Origin of the sequence: Streptomyces sp. DH24 (assembly GCF_029813775.1) — a bacterium.
Lineage (GTDB): Bacteria > Actinomycetota > Actinomycetes > Streptomycetales > Streptomycetaceae > Streptomyces.
Genome location: NZ_JARVKW010000010.1, coordinates 86,973 through 104,843, shown reverse-complemented (window position 1 = coordinate 104,843; position 17,871 = coordinate 86,973). Strand labels below are relative to the sequence as shown.

At 72.8% G+C, this 17,871-nt stretch carries 14 protein-coding genes; 6 read left to right on the top strand and 8 right to left on the bottom strand.

Annotated elements, in window-relative coordinates:
- Positions 1-155: 155 nt before the first annotated feature.
- The gene (locus tag QC282_RS10895) at positions 156-2,795 is read left to right on the top strand and encodes a beta-galactosidase (protein WP_279549050.1); all 2,640 of its coding nucleotides are present in this window, start codon (positions 156-158) and stop codon (positions 2,793-2,795) included.
- Between the two features lie 103 nt (positions 2,796-2,898).
- Here QC282_RS10895 and QC282_RS10890 read toward each other — a convergent pair whose 3' ends face one another.
- The 5 genes from QC282_RS10890 to QC282_RS10870 are packed head-to-tail and all read right to left on the bottom strand — an operon-like array spanning position 2,899 to position 8,565.
- A complete protein-coding gene (locus QC282_RS10890) occupies positions 2,899-4,404 on the bottom strand; it encodes an alpha-N-arabinofuranosidase (RefSeq protein ID WP_279549049.1) in 1,506 nt (501 codons plus the stop codon).
- Positions 4,405-4,458: 54 nt separating this feature from the next.
- Positions 4,459-5,430, bottom strand: a complete 972-nt coding sequence (locus tag QC282_RS10885) for an arabinan endo-1,5-alpha-L-arabinosidase (RefSeq protein ID WP_279549048.1) — start codon at positions 5,428-5,430, stop codon at positions 4,459-4,461.
- Positions 5,427-6,284, bottom strand: a complete 858-nt coding sequence (locus QC282_RS10880; protein ID WP_279549047.1) for a carbohydrate ABC transporter permease — start codon at positions 6,282-6,284, stop codon at positions 5,427-5,429. Before QC282_RS10880 ends, QC282_RS10885 begins: the two co-directional genes overlap by 4 nt.
- A complete protein-coding gene (locus tag QC282_RS10875; RefSeq protein ID WP_279549046.1) occupies positions 6,281-7,219 on the bottom strand; it encodes a sugar ABC transporter permease in 939 nt (312 codons plus the stop codon). Before QC282_RS10875 ends, QC282_RS10880 begins: the two co-directional genes overlap by 4 nt.
- Positions 7,216-8,565: an extracellular solute-binding protein gene (locus tag QC282_RS10870; protein WP_279549045.1), complete on the bottom strand. Its 1,350-nt coding sequence runs from the start codon at positions 8,563-8,565 to the stop codon at positions 7,216-7,218. The genes QC282_RS10875 and QC282_RS10870 overlap by 4 nt, the downstream gene beginning before the upstream one ends.
- A 260-nt stretch (positions 8,566-8,825) precedes the next feature.
- Here QC282_RS10870 and QC282_RS10865 point away from each other — a divergent pair, with 260 nt between their 5' ends.
- The 3 genes from QC282_RS10865 to QC282_RS10855 all read left to right on the top strand — a co-directional run bounded on the left by QC282_RS10865 (position 8,826) and on the right by QC282_RS10855 (position 12,209).
- Complete coding sequence (locus QC282_RS10865) at positions 8,826-9,431, top strand: toxin-antitoxin system, toxin component family protein (RefSeq protein WP_279549044.1); 606 nt, start codon at positions 8,826-8,828, stop codon at positions 9,429-9,431.
- 140 nt (positions 9,432-9,571) lie between these two features.
- Positions 9,572-10,798 (top strand): MAB_1171c family putative transporter, encoded by a 1,227-nt coding sequence (locus tag QC282_RS10860; RefSeq protein ID WP_279549127.1) that lies wholly within the window; start codon positions 9,572-9,574, stop codon positions 10,796-10,798.
- 67 nt (positions 10,799-10,865) lie between these two features.
- Positions 10,866-12,209, top strand: coding sequence for a pyridine nucleotide-disulfide oxidoreductase (locus QC282_RS10855; RefSeq protein WP_279549126.1), 1,344 nt, complete (start codon positions 10,866-10,868; stop codon positions 12,207-12,209).
- 14 nt (positions 12,210-12,223) lie between these two features.
- On the opposite strand, the gene QC282_RS10850 is transcribed toward QC282_RS10855, so the two are convergent.
- Together QC282_RS10850 and QC282_RS10845 are read right to left on the bottom strand one after the other, a co-directional pair.
- Complete coding sequence (locus QC282_RS10850; protein ID WP_279549043.1) at positions 12,224-13,069, bottom strand: SMP-30/gluconolactonase/LRE family protein; 846 nt, start codon at positions 13,067-13,069, stop codon at positions 12,224-12,226.
- Positions 13,066-13,839 (bottom strand): IclR family transcriptional regulator, encoded by a 774-nt coding sequence (locus tag QC282_RS10845; protein WP_279549042.1) that lies wholly within the window; start codon positions 13,837-13,839, stop codon positions 13,066-13,068. The genes QC282_RS10850 and QC282_RS10845 overlap by 4 nt, the downstream gene beginning before the upstream one ends.
- 323 nt (positions 13,840-14,162) lie before the next feature.
- On the opposite strand from QC282_RS10845, the gene QC282_RS10840 reads away from it, so the two are divergent.
- Complete coding sequence (locus tag QC282_RS10840; protein WP_279549041.1) at positions 14,163-16,202, top strand: TerD family protein; 2,040 nt, start codon at positions 14,163-14,165, stop codon at positions 16,200-16,202.
- A 112-nt stretch (positions 16,203-16,314) separates the two neighbouring features.
- Positions 16,315-16,923, top strand: a complete 609-nt coding sequence (locus QC282_RS10835; RefSeq protein WP_279549040.1) for a hypothetical protein — start codon at positions 16,315-16,317, stop codon at positions 16,921-16,923.
- Here QC282_RS10835 and QC282_RS10830 read toward each other — a convergent pair.
- On the bottom strand, positions 16,904-17,776 hold the full coding sequence (locus QC282_RS10830) for a hypothetical protein (protein ID WP_279549039.1): 873 nt from the start codon (positions 17,774-17,776) through the stop codon (positions 16,904-16,906). The genes QC282_RS10835 and QC282_RS10830 overlap by 20 nt on opposite strands.
- Between the last annotated feature and the right edge of the window lie 95 nt (positions 17,777-17,871).

The following is a 17,871-nucleotide window of genomic DNA, read 5'->3' as shown; positions in this document are numbered from 1 at the left end:
GTCCGGCGCCGCCCCCGCCGTCTCCCGGGGCCGTTGTCCGCCCGCCCCATTTGAGCACTGCGCGGGTCCTGCGTAGAGAATGACCGGCACGCACGGCCGTTCACGGGGCGGTCCGGCGCCACCCGCACGACCCAGTACCGCAGGAGGGCGCTCCCTTGGAGCTCAGCAGACGGACATTCAGTGCGCTGGCCGGCACGGCGGTGCTCGGCCTGGCACTGAGCGGCAGCGCCATGGAGGTGCCCGGCACGCGCAGGGGACGCGTGGCCACGGGGCCCGCACCGGAACCGCCCTCGGCGGACGGCAGGCGGCACGACATAGACGTCGACCGGTACTCGCTCGTGATCGACGGCAGACGCCTCGTGCTGTGGTCCGGCGAGCTGGACCCGTTCCGGCTGCCGAGCCCGTCCCTGTGGCGCGACCTCCTGCAGAAGATGCGCGCCCACGGGTACAACGCGGTGAGCGTGCGGGTCCCGTGGAACGTCCACGCCTTCGGCCCCGGCCGGTACGACTTCACCGGGCCCCGCGACCTGGACCTGTTCCTGCGCCTGGCCACCGAGGCCCGGCTGTACGTGCTGCTGCGGCGCGGCGCCTCGATCGGCGCCGACGTCGACGCCGGCGGGCTGCCCGGCTGGCTGACCGGGCGGACGCGCGACGACGACCCGGAGTACCGGCGGCACGTGGACGACTGGCTGGCGGCCGTGGACCGCGTCGCCGCCCCGCACCAGTACGCCAAGGGGCGCGGGACGGTCCTGCCGTACTGGATCACCGACGTGGTGCGCGAGACCCGCAGCGGCCTGCCCGACGCGTGGGGCGGGCCCGGGTACGCGGCGCTGCGGCGGTCGCACGACGCCGCCCACGAGCGGCGCGCGCTGCTCGCCGGGCTGGGCGGCGGGCCCGCCCTGTACGACGCCCGGCCCGCGTTCGGCGGCACGTCGTGGGGCTGGCTGCCGTCGTCGGACCTCTACACGTCGTACGACTGCGCGGCGCCCTTCGACGAGGCCCGCAACGCCACGCCCAAGCTCGCCGCGACGCACCAGCTCGGTCAGCTGCTGCGGACGGTGCCCGATCTGGCCCGGCTGGACCGGGCGCCCCGGGTGCGCGCCTCCGACGACCGGGTGGCCGTGTCCCACCTGCGCAACCCGGAGACGGGCGCCCACTTCTACGTCCTGCGCAACGACTCCGCCGAGCCGGTCGCCACGAACCTGCCCCGCACCCCTGTCGACGTGCCGGTCACCGTCCCGGCCCGGGACGCCAAGCTGATCGCCGCCGGGCTGGAACTGGCGGGGCGGAAGATCACGTACTGCACGGCGCAGCCCATGCTGGCCGGCACCTACGGCGGCATGGACATCGCGGTGTTCGTCGGCAGGCACCGCGAGATGGCGCAGGTCGTCGTGGAGTACCCGGAGGAGCCGGTGCCGACCCGGCTGGACGCGGAGGCGGCCTGGGCGTTCAGCGGCGGCCGGCTGCACGTGACGGTGCCGCTCGGGGTGGGCGGCCTGAGCCGGGTGCGGGTGGACGGCGGCGGCTTCGACCGGCCGCTGCTGCTGGTCTTCGCCGACGACGCGGCGTCGCTGCGCCTGTGGCCGTACGAGACGCCGTCGGGTCCGGTCCTGGTGTACGGCCCGGCGCTGCTGCGGAAGGCGTCCGTGCGGGACGGGGTGCTGCGGCTCACCGGGGACACGACGGTCCAGACGGGCCTGGAGGTGTGGGGCCCGAGCGGGATCAGTGAGGTCCGCTGGAACGGCCGCCCGGTGCGGACCATGGTCAACGGCGCCGCATGCCTGGTGGCGGAGAGCCTCCTGCCGGGCCCGGTCCGGCCCGCGCTGCCCGCGCTCGACGGCTGGCGGCGCCGCGCGGAGAACTCCGAGTCCGATCCCGGTTTCGACGACAAGGGCTGGCGGGTCGCCGACAAGAAGACGTCGGGCAGCACGACGCCCGTGCCCGACGGGCAGCCGGTGCTGTTCGCCGACGACTACGGCTTCCCGTACGGCGACGTCTGGTACCGGGGGCGCTTCTCGGGCGGCGAGGGCGCGGAGTCGGTGTCGCTGGCCTACCGCACCGGCACACAGGGCCTGTTGATGGCGTGGCTGGACGGCCGGCCGCTGGGCACCCACCGCATGCCGGTGTCTGACCGGGACTCGCCCGGCACCTGGGCGGCCACGGCCCGCTTCGAGGTGCCGGCGGCGTCCCGCACCGCGGGCCCGCACGTGCTGTCCGTCCTCGTGCGGCCCATGCAGCACGACCGGGACGGCACGGCGGCACGCGGACTGACCGGCGTCACCTTCGAGGGCGCCGCCCCCGAGGTGAGCTGGCGCATCCAGGGCACGGCCGCACTCGACCGGGTGCGCGGGCCGCTGAACACCGGCGGCCTATACGGCGAACGGCACGGCTGGCACCTGCCCGGCCACGACGACGGCGACTGGGAGGAGACCGAACTGCCGCGCGAGGACCGGCGGCAGGGCGTGACCTGGTACCGGACGCGCTTCCGGCTGGACGTCCCGGCGGGTGTGGACGCGTCGGTCGGGCTCACCCTCACCGACGACGCGGCCCGCGCCTACCGCGCCCAGATCTTCCTCAACGGCTGGAACCTGGGCCAGTACGTCAACGACGTGGGCCCGCAGCACTCCTTCGTACTGCCGAACGGCATCCTGCGCACCCGGGGCGACAACACCCTCGCCCTCGCGGTGCTGTCCGACGGCACCACCCCGTCGGGCCCGGGTGACGTCCGGCTGACGCTGCTGGGCTGCGCGGCCGGAGGAGTACCGGTGGCGCCGGTGGACTCCCCCGGCCGCTGACGCAGGGACCGGCGGCCGGGCGGTCCCCGTTCCGGGCACCGGCGGCCGGGCGGCGGAGCCGCCGCGGCCCGGGGCTCGGGGGTTGCCCCCAAGGGGCGGCGGGTCAGGCCAGCCGGATCACGTTCCAGGACAGCGGCTCCAGCGTCGCCGTGAGCGTGCCGTCCGTCAGGGTCGTGCCGTCGACCGGGTGCGGGATGACCCGCTCGGGCTCCGCGAGGGTGTTGCGGGCCTCCGGGTCGGCGTCCGCGAGCGCGCTGTGCTCCACGACCCGCGTCAGGTCGAGGCCGCTCAGGGCGACTTCGAGGGGCAGCGCCTCGGTGCGGTCGCGGTTGACGGCGAAGACGGTGACCGTGCCGTCCTCGGCGCGCACGGCGGTGGCGTGCAGCAGGTCGGCCTCGCCGTACTTCTTCGTCTCGTACGTCGGCGAGTCCACGCGCACGTCGAGGACCTCGCCGCGCCCGTACTTCGCGGCCTGCGCGAACGGGAAGAACGTCGTCTGCCGCCAGGCCGGGCCGCCCGGCTCGGTCATGATCGGGGCGATCACGTTGACGAGCTGGGCGAGGCAGGCGACGGTGACGCGGTCGGCGTGCCGCAGCAGGGCGATGAGGAGCGAGCCGAAGACGACGGCGTCGGTGACGCTGTAGTTGTCCTCCAGCAGGCGCGGCGCCTCGGGCCAGTCCAGGGCGCTGACCTCGGCCTCGGTGCGGGACAGGTACCAGACGTTCCACTCGTCGAAGGAGAGGTTGATCTTCTTCTTCGACTTCAGGCGGGCGCCGATGTGGTCGCAGGTCGCCACGACGTTGTCGATGAAGGACTCCATGTCCACGGCGGAGGCCAGGAAGGAGTCGACGTCGCCGTCCAGCGGCTCGTAGTAGGCGTGCAGGGAGATGTAGTCGACCAGGTCGTACGTCTCCTTGAGGACCGTCGCCTCCCACTCGGCGAAGGTCGGCATGGACTGCCCGGAGGACCCGCACGCGACGAGTTCGACGCCCGGGTCGATCTGCCGCATGGCGCGGGCGGTCTCGGCGGCGAGCCGGCCGTACTCCTCGGCGGTCTTGTGGCCGGTCTGCCAGGGGCCGTCCATCTCGTTGCCCAGGCACCACAGCTTGATGCCGAAGGGGTCCTTGTCGCCGTGGGCGATGCGCCGCTCGGAGAGTTCGGTGCCGAAGGGGTGGTTGGCGTACTCCTGGAGCTCGATCGCCTCCGCGACGCCCCGGGTGCCGAGGTTGACGGCCATCATGGGCTCGGCCTGCGGGCCGACCTTCTTCAGGAAGGCGATGAACTCGGAGAGGCCGAAGCGGTTGGACTCCGTCGTGCGCCAGGCCAGGTCGAGGCGGCGGGGCCGCTCCTCGACGGGACCCACCGAGTCCTCCCACTTGTAGCCGGAGACGAAGTTGCCGCCGGGGTAGCGGATGGCGGTGACGCCGAGTTCGCGGACGAGGTCCAGGACGTCCTGGCGCAGGCCGGCCTCGTCGGCGGTGGGGTGGCCGGGCTCGTAGATGCCGGTGTAGACGCAGCGGCCGAGGTGTTCCACGAAGCTGCCGAAGAGGCGGGGGTTCACCTCGGCGACAGTGAAGGCCGGGTCGAGGGTGAAGCGGGCGGTACGCATGGTGTCCTTTCGTCTGCGGGTTTTCTGTGGCCGGTCGCGCGGTTCCCCGCGCCCCTAGCGCACGCTCGGCCGGCCGTCTGCTGTCCAGCTCAGCCTGTTCAGGCCGAGCTTCGGTGTGCCGTCGTCCGCCGCGTCGTAGTAGTGGTACGCCAGCCAGTCCTCGCCCCGGTCCCTGAAGACGGACTGGCCGCCCGTGCCGATGAAGCGGCCGTGGCCCTCCAGGAGCAGGTCGCCGCCGCCCTCCAGCATCGGCTTGCCGGTGCTGTCGACGTACGGGCCCGTGACCGAGGCCGAGCGGCCGACGCGGATCTTGTACGTGGAGTTCACGCCCGAGCAGCAGGCGTCGTAGGAGGCGAAGAGGTAGTAGTGGCGGCCGTGCTTGACGATCGCCGGGCCCTCGACGGCGTACGGGGCGTCCGGGCGGGTGGCCAGGTGGTGGACGGTGGCGCCGGGGACGGCCTTGCCGGTGGCGGGGTCGAGTTCGACCATGCGGATGCCGGTCCAGTACGAGCCGAACGACATCCACAGCTTGCCGTCGGCCTTGACGATCGCCGGGTCGATGGCGTTCCAGTGGTCCGTGGTCTGCGAGGAGAAGACCTTGCCGTGGTCGGTCCAGGTGCCGGGCAGGCCGGTCGCGGAGGTGGCGACGCCGATCGCGGAGTGGTTGGTGCCCCAGGAGGAGACGGCGTAGTAGAGCCAGTAGCGGCCGTCCCGGTAGGAGAGGTCGGGCGCCCACGGGTCGCCGGTGTCGTTGTACTCGTACCACCACGTCGGCGGCTCGGCGAAGGCGTTGCCCGCGTCGTCCCAGTGCTTGCCGTCCTTCGACAGGCGGGCGCCGATGACACCGCCGGTCGAATAGGCCGCGTAGCCGCCGGACTTGAGGCGGATGACGGTCGGGTCGTGGATGATCTGCTGGCCGGTGATCGGGCGGGGGGCGGGGTAGGACTCCGCGGCCTGGGCCGTGTGCGGCAGCAGGGCCAGGACGGTGGCCGCGGCCACCGCGGTCAGGGTTCTGCGCACGGTCACTGTCCCGCCAATCCCGTGTGGGCGACGCCCGCCACGATCTGCCGCTGGAAGAAGACGAAGACGACGATCAGCGGCAGCCCGGCCATCAGGCCGCCGGCCATCAGCTGGGCCCACTGGATGCCGTAGGAGTTCATGACGGTCGCGATGCCGTTCGGCATGGTCATCAGGTCGGGGTTGTTGGTCACCATGTACGGCCACAGGAAGTTGTTCCACGAGGCGATGAAGGTGAAGATGCCGACCGCGGCGAGGGAGGGGCGGGACAGCGGGAGCACGATGGTGAAGAAGACCCGCCAGCGGCCCGCGCCGTCGATGAAGGCGGCCTCCTCCAGTTCGCGCGGGATGCCCTGGAAGAACTTGTAGAGGATGTAGACCATCGCGGCGGGCGCGCACTGCGGCAGGATCATGCCCCAGTAGGTGTCGACCATCCCCATCTGCTGGACGGTCGTGAACAGCGGCACGCCGAGCACGGCGGGCGACACCATCAGGCCGGCCATGACGAGGCCGAGCAGGACGTTCTTGCCGCGGAACTCGGTGCGGGCGAAGCCGTATCCGGCGAGCGCGCTGACCGCCAGCACGACGGTCGTCACGCACACCGAGACGACCAGGGAGTTCACGAACCAGTTGGTGATGTTGCCGGTCTCGAACAGCGCCTTCCAGGCCTGGCCCGTCCAGACCTCGGGCAGCCAGTGCGGCGGGATCTGGGCCGCTTCGGCCTCGGACTTGAACGAGGTCAGCAGGGCCGCGGCCATCGGCGCCACGAAGACGGCGGAGACGAGGACGCCGAGCGCCGTCAGGACGATCTGGCCGGGCGTCCAGGCACGGCGGGGCTTGAGCCGGATGTGGGCAGTGCTCATCGGGTGCCCTCCTCACGGGTGCGCAGCAGCCACATCCGCGCCAGGGCGACGACTGCGATGATCACGAAGAAGATGATGGACATCGCGGAGGCGTAGCCCACGCGGTAGCTGGTGAAGCCCTGTTCGAGGGTGTACTGGACGAAGGAGCGGGTGCTCAGCTCCGGCCCGGGGCCGAAGTCCATCATCACGACGGCCTGGTCGAACAGCTGGAGCGAGGCGAGGATCTGGAGCGCGATCACGAGGCCGGTGATGTTGCGCAGCATCGGCAGGGTGATGTGCACCATGCGGTGCCAGGCGTTGGCGCCGTCCAGCTTCGCGGCCTCGTACAGGTGGGCGGGGATGCCCTGGAGGGCGGCGAGGTAGAGCAGGAAGCTGAAGCCGACCGTCCACCACAGGGTGGTGATGACGATGGCGAGCATCGCGTACGACTTGTCGGTCAGCCAGGGCGTCTCGATCCCGAGGGTCTCGTTGAACAGGCCGATGCCCTGGGTGAACAGCCACTGCCACATGTTGGCCGCGACGGTCGACGGCAGCAGGAACGGTGCGAAGAAGCACAGCCGCCACAGCCACTTCCCGCGCTCGATGTTGTGCGCGAGCATCGCGAGGAGGAAGGCGAGGACGGTGATGCAGGGGACGACGAGGACGGTGAAGTACGCGCTGTGTCCGAGCGCGTCCCACATCGCGGTGTCGTTGAACGCCTCGCGGTAGTTGTCGAGGCCGACGAAGGCGGTGCCGTCGCCGGAGACGTTGGCGTTCGTGAAGCTGAGGTAGACGCCGCGCAGCAGCGGCCAGATCACGAACAGCGCGAAGATCGCGAGGAACGGGGCGACGAACCAGCCCCCGTGCTGGAAGCCCTGCTTGCGGCGGACGGTCGCGGTGGCCGTGGCGGTCCGGGTACTGGCCGGGGCGACGACGGTCTCGGCACTGGTCGTCATGCGACGGTACCTCCCTGCGCGGCTGTTCTGCCGTCCATCGGGTTCTTCGAGGCGAGGAGCGCGGTCAGCCGGGCCTTCATGCGCTGCGCGACGGCGGCCGGCCGGGCGGAGCCCGTCGTCGAGGAGACGACGACCGGTCCGAGGTCCTGGGCGAGGACACCGGTGGAGCCCGCGAACCACACCTTGGGCTCGTTGGCCTGGTGGTCCATGGCGCTCACGTACTCGTTCTGCGGGGCGAGCTCCCGGTACTCGGGCGTGGTCAGGGTGGGCGTGTGGGCGGGGATGTGTCCGCCGGCGGCCCAGGCGCGGGCGTTCTGCACGACGTAGGCCGCGAGCCGGTGGGCGCCCTCGTTGGCGGGGCCGCCGCGGTCGGCCTGGTGGGGCAGGACGAAGGCGTGCGACTCGGCGTGGGTGGCCTGTTCGCCGAAGACGGGCGGCAGCGGGGTGGCGCCGTAGTCGAGTTTCGCGCCGGAGAAGACCGGCACCGACCAGTTGCCCTCCCAGGTGAAGGGGGCGCCGTTGACGAACTGCTCGCCGGTGGGCGCGCCCGGGATGGTGTACCCGTCGGTGACGTGCTGCCGCAGGAACTCCAGCACCTGTGTCGCCTTGTCGGTGTCGAAGGTGACCTCCGTGTTGGCGGCGTTGAACCAGGTGCCGCCGAGCTGGGTGTAGAAGGCGACGAAGAACCACCACTGGAAGTTCTGGTCGTTGGTCCACAGGCCGATGGTCTGCAGGCCCCGCTTCGTGGCCTTCTTCGCCTTCTTCAGGACGTCGAACCACTCATTGGTGGAGGTGACTTGGACCATTCTGCCGTCGTCGCCGAGCAGCCCGGCCTTCCCCAGCACGTCCTTGCGGTAGAAGCAGAGCTGTACGTGGATGTCGAGCGGCAGGGCGTAGAGCTTGCCGTCGATGACGGCGCGCTTCCACAGCTCCGGGTTGAAGTCGGCCTCCCGTACGCCGTACTTGGCGAGCAGGCCGACGTCCCAGGGGTCCAGGAGCCGGCCGGGCGAGAAGCCGGTGACCCGGCCCAGGTGCATGACGCCGAGATCGGGTGCGCGGTTGCCCGCGGCCGCCATGGCGAGCTTGGTGTAGAAGGGGTTGCCCCACTGGAGGGTGGAGTCCTTCACGTCGATGCCGGGGTTTTCCTTACGGAAGGCGTCCAGCATCGCGATCATGTTGTAGCCGTCGCCGCCACTGAAGAGGTTCCAGTAGCGCACCCGGGTGTCCGCACCGGAGGCGAGCGCGTCCGCCCCGGTGCCGACCGCCGCGAAGCCGAAGCTTCCGGCGACGGTCAGCCCGGCTGTTCCGGCGAGAAGGTGCCTGCGACTCAGGCCAGGTCGTCCCATGCCCTGCCCTTACTGTTCGAATGTGCCACGGAGGTACGTTGTTCGGTATTTCGAATGACGCTCGTAACTTCGAACGGGACCGTAGGTTCGTTGGGCGGGCGCGTCAATGGGTCCGGCAAAACTTTCAGAAAGCCCGCGGGCCAGGGACGACGGCACGGCCGGTGGCACGCAGTGCACCGCCTGTCGGATGACATGACGCGGACAGTTCCGTCCGCGTAGTCTCCGAACAGGCTGCCGCCGGGCGGCGAGAAGGGAGTGCGATGGTGTTCGCGGGCGCGCTGCGGAGGGCGTCCCGGGTCGTCTCGGCGCCGCGGCGCCCGAAACGCGGCTCCGCCATGCGCGACCTGGCGTCCGACCTGGCCGACGCGATCCGCTCCGGACCCCGGGCCCCGGCGGGCGTACGGGACCTGTGCCTGGCGCTGTGCGAGGAGATGAGCGCGCGGCGCGGCGGGCGGCGCGTGGAGCTGCGGTTCGAACGCTTCCCGGACGAGATCGAGGTGACCGGGCTCTGGGTGGAGTTCCAGGACTTCGACCTGGTCATCGTGGAGGAACGCGCCGAGGCCCTCCAGCAGCTGGTCATCCTCGGCCACGAGCTGTGGCACCTGCACGCCGGCCACGGCCACCACCACGCCGTCGGCACGGCCGCCGCCCGCGCCCTCGCCGGCGCCCCCGACTGGCACGACCGCGCCCTGACCGTCGCGGCGCGCAACGGCTCGCGCGAGACGGACGAGGCGGAGGCCGACGACTTCGGGCACCGGCTGGCGGCGGCACTGCGGCCGTTCCTGCCGGGCGAGGGCGGCGGCCCGGCCCTCGGCCCGGTCCAGCGGTCCCTCGGCTACCGCGGACGCGGAGGTACGGCGCGGTGACGGACGTCCTCGAACCGGCGGGCGCCACGGTCGGCCCGGCGGCGGACACGGCGCGCCTGGCGGCGGAACCGGTTCAACTCCCGTCCCTTGCCGCGGAGTTGGTCGCGCAACCGGCCCGACTCGGCGCCGACGCGGCGCGGCTGGCTGCGGGCCCCGCCGAGTGGCTCAGCGGGTTGTCGATCTCCTTCTGGCTCCCGACCCTCGTGCTCGGCGCCGCCCTGGCGCTCAAACTGCCCAGCATCGTCAAGATGTGGCGCGACCCGCTGCTGCGCGCCGTCGGCGGCCTGCTGCTGTTCGGCTGCGCCGTGTTCGTCTTCGCCGCGCCCGGCACCATCGCCTGGACCAACCGCGTCACCGGCGTGCCCAACATCTCGGCGCCCTGGGTGTACTCCCTGCTGACCGTGCTCAGCGCGTCCTGGCTGCTGCTGATCATCGCCTGGCGCAACGGCCTCGACGACCGCTCGGACCAGACGCAGCGCGCGACCCGCTGGGTGGTGTCCGTCTACGCCGGGGTGGTCGTCACCCTGTGGGTCCTGTTCTGGCTCGCCGACGCGCCCGTCGAACGGCTCCGCGACCTGGACACCTACTACGCCACCACGCCGTTCATGCGCGAGCAGATCCTGCTCTACCTGACCGCGCACACCGTGGCCTGCGCCATCACCGCCCGGCTCATCTGGAACTGGATCCGCACCGACGGGCTCGACGCCTGGCTGCGCGCGGGCCTGCGGTTCCTGGGCGTCGGCTACGCCTCGAACCTGATCTTCGACGCGTCCAAGCTCACCGCCGTCGTCGCCCGGTGGGCCGGCCGGGACCTGGACTGGCTGAGCACCTACGTGGCACCGTCGGCCGCCTGCGTCTCCGCCACCCTCGTCGCGATCGGCTTCATCATCCCGCACGCCGGCCAGTACCTCCAGGAGCACTGGCGGGTCCGGCTCGGGCACCGGCAACTGCGGCCGCTGTACCGGCTGATGCGGACCGTCACCGGCCGGCGCGAACCGTACGCCCTGCGCGCCACCGCCCAGCTCCGCCTGATCCGCCGCGAGACGTTCATCCGCGACGGGCTCCTCCAGCTGTCCCGGTACCTCGACGAGGACCTGCGCGACCGGGCCCACGAGGCCGCCCTCGCCCTCGGCCACGACCCGGCACGGGCCCGCGCCCTCGCCGCCGCGGTGACCATCCTGGACGCCGCCGCCGCCCGGGAGCGGGCCCCGGACACCGACGCCGCGGGCTCCCCGTCCGGCCCGGACACGACGTACCTGCTGCGGGAGATCCAGGACGTGTCCCGGGCCCTTCGCCATCCCGACGACATCGAGGCGGTACGCACCCGCGCGACCGCACCGGCAGAGAGCGTGCGCGCGCATGAGTGAACGTCCCCGCAGCGACCGTCCCGACCCCGTCAGAACCGCGGTCGTCCTGGGCGGGTCCCACACCGGCATGCTCGCCGCGAGCGCGCTGGCCGGGTTCGCCGACCGCGTCGTGATCGTCGAGCGCGACGTGCTGCCCGCCGTGCCCGGCCCCCGCAAGGGACTGCCCCAGGCGCGGCACGCCCACATGCTGTGGTCGGGCGGCGCCCGCGCCGTCGAGGCGCTGCTGCCGGGCGTCACGGCCGAGCTGCGGGACGCCGGGGCGCGCCGGCTGCCGGTCACCACGGACGTGGTCGCCCTGTCGGCGCGGGGCTGGTTCCGGCGCTGGCCCGAGTCGCACCACGTGATCCTGGCCGGACGCGACCTGCTGGACGCCACGATCCGCGCGCGGGTCCTCGCCGACGACCGGGTGGAGCTGCTGTCCGGCACGGAGGCGCTGGGCCTGACGGGAACGGCCGCCGCCGTCACGGGCGTTCGCGTCCGCGACAGCGGCGGCACCGAGCACACGCTCGCGGCCGGCCTGGTCGTCGACGCGTCGGGGCGCGGCTCACAGGCGTCGCGGTGGCTCACCCGTCTCGGACTGCCCGAGCCGAGGCACCGTGTGGTCGACTCGGGGCTCGCCTACGCCAGCCGCCTGTACCTCGCGCCGGAGAACGCCCGGGACGGGTTCCCGGTCGTCAACGTGCAGCCCGACCCGCGCGGGGGCGGCCCCGGCCGGGCGGGCTTCCTGCTGCCCATCGAGGACGGCCGCTGGATCGTCACCCTCTCCGGCACGCGCGGCGGCGAACCCTCCGGCCGCGACGACGAGTTCCTCCCCTTCGCCCGCGACCGGCTGCGGCACCCGGTCATCGGCGACCTGCTGGAGCGCGCCGAACCCCTCTCCGGCGTCTCCTTCACCCGCTCCACGGTGAACCGGCGCACCTTCTACGAGCGCATGCCGGCCTGGCCGGAGAACTTCACCGTCCTCGGCGACGCGCTCGCCGCGTTCAACCCGGTCTACGGCCACGGACTCGCGGTCGCCGCCCAGTGCGCGCTGGCCCTGCGCGACGTGACACGCCGGCACGGCCGGGCCGCCCCGGGTCTGGCCCGGCGCGTCCAGAAGGCGGTGGCCCGCCCGGTCGCCGCGGCTTGGGACCTCGCCATCGGCCAGGACGTGTTCTATCCCGGCGCGACGGAGAACGGCCCCACCCTGCGCGACCGCCGCGTCGCCGCCTACGTCGACCGCCTCATGCTCACGGCCACCGGCAACGGCCGCATCGCCCGGCGCGTCACCGACGTGACGTCGCTGGAGCGCCGGGCGGAGACGCTGCTGACCCCGGGCACGCTGCTGGCGGCGGCGGTGGGCCCCCTGAAGCCCCGGCTGACGGGACCCCCGCTGACGGCGGAGGAGCGCAAGGCGGCGGGCCTGACGTAGGCGGGACGACCGGCTCAGCCGGCGAACGCCGGTTGCGGCAGCCCCTGCCCGGCGCCCGGCACCACCAGCAGCGAGCCCGCCAGCGGCGGGGGTGAGTCCAGGCCGACGCGGGCCGTCGTGATGTACAGGTCGGTCAGGCCGGCGCCGCCGAAGGCGCAGGCGGTCACGCGCGGCACCGGCAGCTCGATCACCCGGTCCAGCACACCGTCCGGCGTGTAGCGGCGTACCGCTCCGCCGTCCCACAGGGCGACCCACACACATCCGTCGGCATCGACGGTGAGCCCGTCGGGGAAGCCGGCGCCGTCCTCGATCACGGCGAGCGGACGCCGGCCGGTCACCCGCCCCGCGTCGTGGTCGAAGACGTCGACGCGCCGCGTGGGCGAGTCGATGTAGTACATCCGCCGCCCGTCGGGGCTCCACCCGGTGCCGTTGCTGACGGCCACGTCGGGCAGGACGACCTCGACCGTGCCGTCACCGGTGACACGGGACAGCGTGCCGCCGCCCGGCGCCTCGTCGTACCGCATGGTCCCGGCCCACAGCGCCCCGTCGGGCGCCACGGCGGCGTCGTTGGCGCGGCGGCCGGGGACGACCTCGCGGTGCAGCCAGCGGAAGGAGTCGTCGGGGTCCAGGAGCCCGATGCCGTCCCGGAGGTTGAGCACCAGCCCGCCGCCCGCGCGGGGCTTGACGGCACCGACGTGCTGTTCCGTCGTACGGACCGTGCGCCGCCCGGAGACCGGGTCGTAGCCGTGCACGCGGGAGCCGAGGATGTCGATCCACAGCAGCCGCCCGGCCGCCGCGTCCCACGTGGGCCCCTCGCCGAGCGCGGCCTCGGCCCGCACCGCCACCTCGTAGCCGCTCATGCCACGCTCCGGTGGCCGAGCCGCTCCGACAGGTCGGCGGCGCCCTTGACGGCGAGCTCCTCCAGCTCGGCGAGGCGGTCCTCGCTCCAGCGGATCATCGGCACCGAGATGGACAGCGCGGCGACGACCTGCCCGGTGCGGTCGCGCACGGGCGCGGCGACGCAGGAGACGTCCGGGTTGGACTCCCGGCTCTCCACCGCGACGCCGCGCTCCCGGATCTCCGCGAGGGTCTCGCGCAGCACGGCCGGATCGGTGATGCTGTTGGGCGTCATCCCGGCGAGTTCGGCATCGTCCGGGATGCGCGCGGCGAGCTCCCGCTCGGGAAGGGAGGCCAGCAGCATCTTGCCGACGGAGGTGCAGTGGGCGGGCAGCCTGCGCCCGGCCGCGGACACCATGCGCACGGCGTGCGTGGAGTCGACCTTGGCGATGTAGATGACGTCGGTGTCCTCCAGGATCGCCACGTGCACGGTCTCGTCGCAGGTCTCGGCGACGGTCCGGGCGACCTGCTGCCCCTCGGCGGCGAGGTCGAGCTGCTCGGAGTAGCGGGCGCCGAGCTGGTACGGGCGTACGCCGAGCCGGTACCGTCCGGGCTGTCCCTGGACCGGGACGATGTACTTCCGGGCGGCGAGCGTGGTGACCAGCTCGTGCACGGTGGTGCGGGGCAACTGGAGCCTGCGCACGATGTCGGGTGCGGACAGCGTCCCGTCCCCGTCGAGGAAGAGCTCGAGTATGTCGAGAGCCCGGGTCACGGCTGGTACGAGTCGTCCCACGACCGGCCCCTCCCTACTTAGTCTCAGGCGCCTGCGTTCGAAATTTCAACAGGCGATCGGCATGACGAACACAGGCTAGTCATACCGCGTTTTGCCGGGCAATGGGCAGACCCACATCACCGCCCGCCACGAGACTCCCCGAGCACCCCGGCCAACGGGCCCACACCGGATGTTCACCGATTCCGGACATGGCGTACACCGGCACGCGTCGAGCATTACAGTCCTCCACGTGTGACACGTCACATCCGTCGCACGGCAGACGATCCGGGGCGGGCATCCGTATGCCTTGAGCTGGTTGTTTTTTGGGGGGCTTTGTGCAGGAAATGGTCAAGGGAGCGAACGTCGCGCTGTCGTCGCTGAGCGAGAGCACGGGTTCGGTGATCGTCAGTCTGGAGTGGGCCAGCCAGACCGGTGAGGGCGACGCGGACGTGTCGGTGCTCCTGCTGGACGCCGACGGCAAGGTGCGCAGCGACAGGGACTTCTTCTTCTACAACAATCCGGTCGCCGCCGACGGCAGCGTGCAACTGCTCGGCAAGAAGCCCACGGCGGACGGCAGCGAGGACCAGATCAGCTTCGACCTGACCGCGGTGCCTGCTGAGGTCGACCGGATCGTGGTGGCCGCCAGCCGGTACGACGGCCACTTCGGCGAGCTGGAGAACGTGCGGGCCACCCTGGCGGACGCGGCGGGAGAGGCCCTCCTCCGGTTCGTCATCGACGACGCCGACTCGGTGAGCGCGATCATCTTCGGCGAGCTGTACCGGCGCGGGGAGGAATGGAAGTTCCGCGCCGTCGGCCAGGGCTACGGCACAGGGCTGGCCGGTCTGGCCACGGACTTCGGTGTCGACATCGACGACGACGCGGCGACCACAGACGGCACGGAGGCCGAGGGCCCCACGGACGGCCGGGCACCTGCGGACGTCACGCCCGCCGGTACGGGCGAGGCCGCGCAGCCCCCGGCGACGCTGGGAGCCGTGCCCTCGCCCCGGCCGCCCGCCGAGGAGGCGCCGGCCAGGAAGCCGGCCGCGCGACCGCGCACCGCGAAGAAGAAGGTGACCCTGCCGAAGGTCACCAGGAAGTCCCTGGCGGAGAACGAGTCGTGGCGCGACGCCCGGCTGTTCCCGGTCACCGTGCTCAAGAGCGACCGTGACCGCGAGACACGTGCCACGTCGGTGCTGCTGTCGGTGATGGCGCAGGTGCCCGAGTTCGGCCGCAGGCTGACGGCGCCGTTCGGCGCACCGGCCGGCCGCATGGAGACGTTCACCGAGGTCACCCTGCCGCACGGCGACTCCCCGCGGCGTCCCGACGGCGTGATCCGGGTGGAGCGGGCGGGCAAGCTGTGGACGGCGCTGGTGGAGACCAAGACCAACGGCAACTCCCTCAAGTCCGAGCAGGTCCAGGCGTACATGGACATCGCCGCCCGGCGCGGCTACGAGGCGGTGATCACGCTCTCCAACGACGTCGAGCTGGAGGGCAGTCCGCTCGTCGACGTCAAAGTCGACGGCAGGCGCAAGCACAAAGTGGCCCTGTGGCACCTGTCGTGGGCCGAAGTCACCCATCAGGCACAGCTGTTGATCCGTCACGAGGGCGTGGGCAACGCGGCACACGCGTGGCTGCTCCAGGAGCTGCTGCACTACCTCCAGCACGAGAACTCCGGCTGCCACGGCTTCCAGAACATGGGCCCGGCCTGGGTGCCGGTCCGCAACGGCATCGACGACGAGACGCTCTGCCAGGGCGACCCCCGGGCCCTCCAGGTGGTCGAGAGCTGGGAGCGCCTGGTCCGGCAGGTGTGCCTGCGGCTGGGCGGCGAGCTGGGACAGAAGGTGCTGCCGGTCCAGCGCACCCGGCGCGGCACCGATCCGGACGCCCGCCGGGCCGGGCTGGCCGACCAGCTGTGCCTCGACGGCAGGCTGCACGCCGAGCTGCGCATCGACGACGCGCCCGGTCTGCTCGCCATCACCGCCGACCTGCGCACCGGCAAGCTGCGGACTTCCGTGGAGATTCCGGCACCGGACCAGGGCTACCCCCTGACCTGGGCCAAACGCCTGGTGCGACGGCTCGCCGAGGCTCCGGCCGACCTGCACGTCGAAACGCTGGTCGACGCCGAGACGGGCGGCCCGCGGGGCACCCTGGAACGGCTCCGACCGGAACCGGCGGACCTGCTGCCGAAGGACGGCAGCGTACGGATCACCGGCTTCCGTCTGTCCCTCTTCAAGGGCATGGGCAGCAGCCGAGGCAACGCCGAGTCCGGCTTCATCCGCAGCGTCGACGACGCCGTGCAGCGCTTCTACACCACGGTGGTGGTCCACCTCGACCGCCCGGCGCCCCGCCGGGTCTCGGCCAAGGAGCCCGCCGGGGCGGGGTGAGGCCGGGCGGGCGTCAGCCGGCTCAGCTGTCGGGCGGCGGGGACGTCAACCCCGGCAATGTTCCCGCCGGACGGCCGACGCCCCGGCGGCCCGGTGGGCGACGATGGGGCGTATGTCCTCCGGAAAGCGTCCCGCCGGCTCCGCCGGTCCGTTCACGCCGCTCGACTTCCAGCTGGTGCTGCTGCGCCGCATGGCCGACCACAACCCGGATCTGGTGGAGGACGCCCGGCACGCGCTGGGCGCCTCGATCACGGACCTGCGGGAGGCCAACCGGCGGTGGCAGGCCATGGTCCGCTCCCCGCGTTCCCGCTCGGCCGCGAGCCGGTACCGCTCGGTGCTGGGCGAGCCCGGGGCGGTGGAGCGGCGCCGGGTCGGTGACCTGGACTGCGAGGCCCGGCTGTGGCGGCTGCCGCTCTGGCCGGACCTGCGTTTCGAGGTGCTGCTCGCCCCGAACGGCGTGGTCTGGAACGAGTGGCTGGTCCGCGCGCCCGGCGCCGAGCCGCCCGAGCTGCGCACCCTGGAGGACCTCACGCCCTGGTCGTGCACGATCGACGAGGCGGCCCGCGCCTTCTCCCCGGCCCGCCCCCTGCAGGGCTCGGCGCCCACCCGCTGGGGCCTGGCCTTCGCGGCGCCGGACCGCCGGGGCGTGCGGCACGAGGTGGCCGCCGAGTTCACCTGGGGTCTGCTGCAGCGGACGGCGGTCAGCGGCGAGCGGCCGTGAGCACCGCCGCCACCACGCGCGGCAGGGACGCGGTGTGCAGCGACAGGAAGAGGTTCGGCTCCACGAGCTCCAGCTCCATCACGACCGGCGCGCCGTCCCGGCCGGTCACGAGGTCGACGCGGGCGTACAGCAGCTCGGGCCGGCCCGGTACGGCGGCCAGGGCGCGCTCGGCGACCGCGAGTTCGGCCGGGGTCGGGGTCCACACCTCAAGGCCCGGGTGGGCGGTCTTCTTCCGGTCGTAAGGCGTGCCGGGCGCGAGGACGGCGCCCTTGCGGCCGGCGTGCAGCAGCCGTCCGTCGAGGAACTGCAGGGCACGCTCGCCGTCGGTGTCGATGCTCGTCACGTACGGCTGGACCATCGCCGTGAAGCCCTCGGCGTGCATCCGCGCGACGTGCGCGGCGGCCGTGTCGTGGTCCCCGGGCCCGTACCGCGCGGCGAACCGGGCGCCGGCCCCGGAGGTGGGCTTGACGACGTACTCGTGGTCGCGGGGCAGGTCGAGCGGGTCGCCGGGCGCGACGTACCGGGTGGGCACGACGGGCACCCCGGCCGCGGCCAGCTCCCCGAGGTAGCGCTTGTCGGTGTTCCAGCGGACCACGTCGGCCGGGTTCCGCAGCCGGGTGGCCTTCCCGCAGGCGTCGGCCCACGCCGTGAACTCGGCGGCGCGCCAGCTGTAGTCCCAGGTGGACCGTATGACGACGAGATCGAAGGCGCCCCAGTCCACACCGGGGTCGTCCCACACCTCGGCCGACGCCCGCGCCCCGGCCTCCCGCAGGGCCTCCACCAGCACCGGAAGGTCCGGGTCGGCGCTCACCTCGGGTCCGGGACGGCAGGTGGCGAGAGCGATGCGGGGCACGACGGGCTCCTCCTCGGCGGGCGAACGGGCGACCGAACGGCAGGCTAACAACCCCGCCCGGGGCGCCCCGCCTGATCTATGGTCGAGCCCGACGC

Coding starts and splice junctions, on each gene's coding strand:
- QC282_RS10890 (WP_279549049.1), bottom strand. CDS start 4,404: ATGCGTACCGCCCGCTTCACCCTCGACCCGGCCTTCACTGTCGCCGAG.
- QC282_RS10880 (WP_279549047.1), bottom strand. CDS start 6,284: ATGAGCACTGCCCACATCCGGCTCAAGCCCCGCCGTGCCTGGACGCCC.
- QC282_RS10875 (WP_279549046.1), bottom strand. CDS start 7,219: ATGACGACCAGTGCCGAGACCGTCGTCGCCCCGGCCAGTACCCGGACC.
- QC282_RS10870 (WP_279549045.1), bottom strand. CDS start 8,565: ATGGGACGACCTGGCCTGAGTCGCAGGCACCTTCTCGCCGGAACAGCC.
- QC282_RS10865 (WP_279549044.1), top strand. CDS start 8,826: ATGGTGTTCGCGGGCGCGCTGCGGAGGGCGTCCCGGGTCGTCTCGGCG.
- QC282_RS10855 (WP_279549126.1), top strand. CDS start 10,866: ATGCTCGCCGCGAGCGCGCTGGCCGGGTTCGCCGACCGCGTCGTGATC.
- QC282_RS10850 (WP_279549043.1), bottom strand. CDS start 13,069: ATGAGCGGCTACGAGGTGGCGGTGCGGGCCGAGGCCGCGCTCGGCGAG.
- QC282_RS10840 (WP_279549041.1), top strand. CDS start 14,163: ATGGTCAAGGGAGCGAACGTCGCGCTGTCGTCGCTGAGCGAGAGCACG.
- QC282_RS10835 (WP_279549040.1), top strand. CDS start 16,315: ATGTCCTCCGGAAAGCGTCCCGCCGGCTCCGCCGGTCCGTTCACGCCG.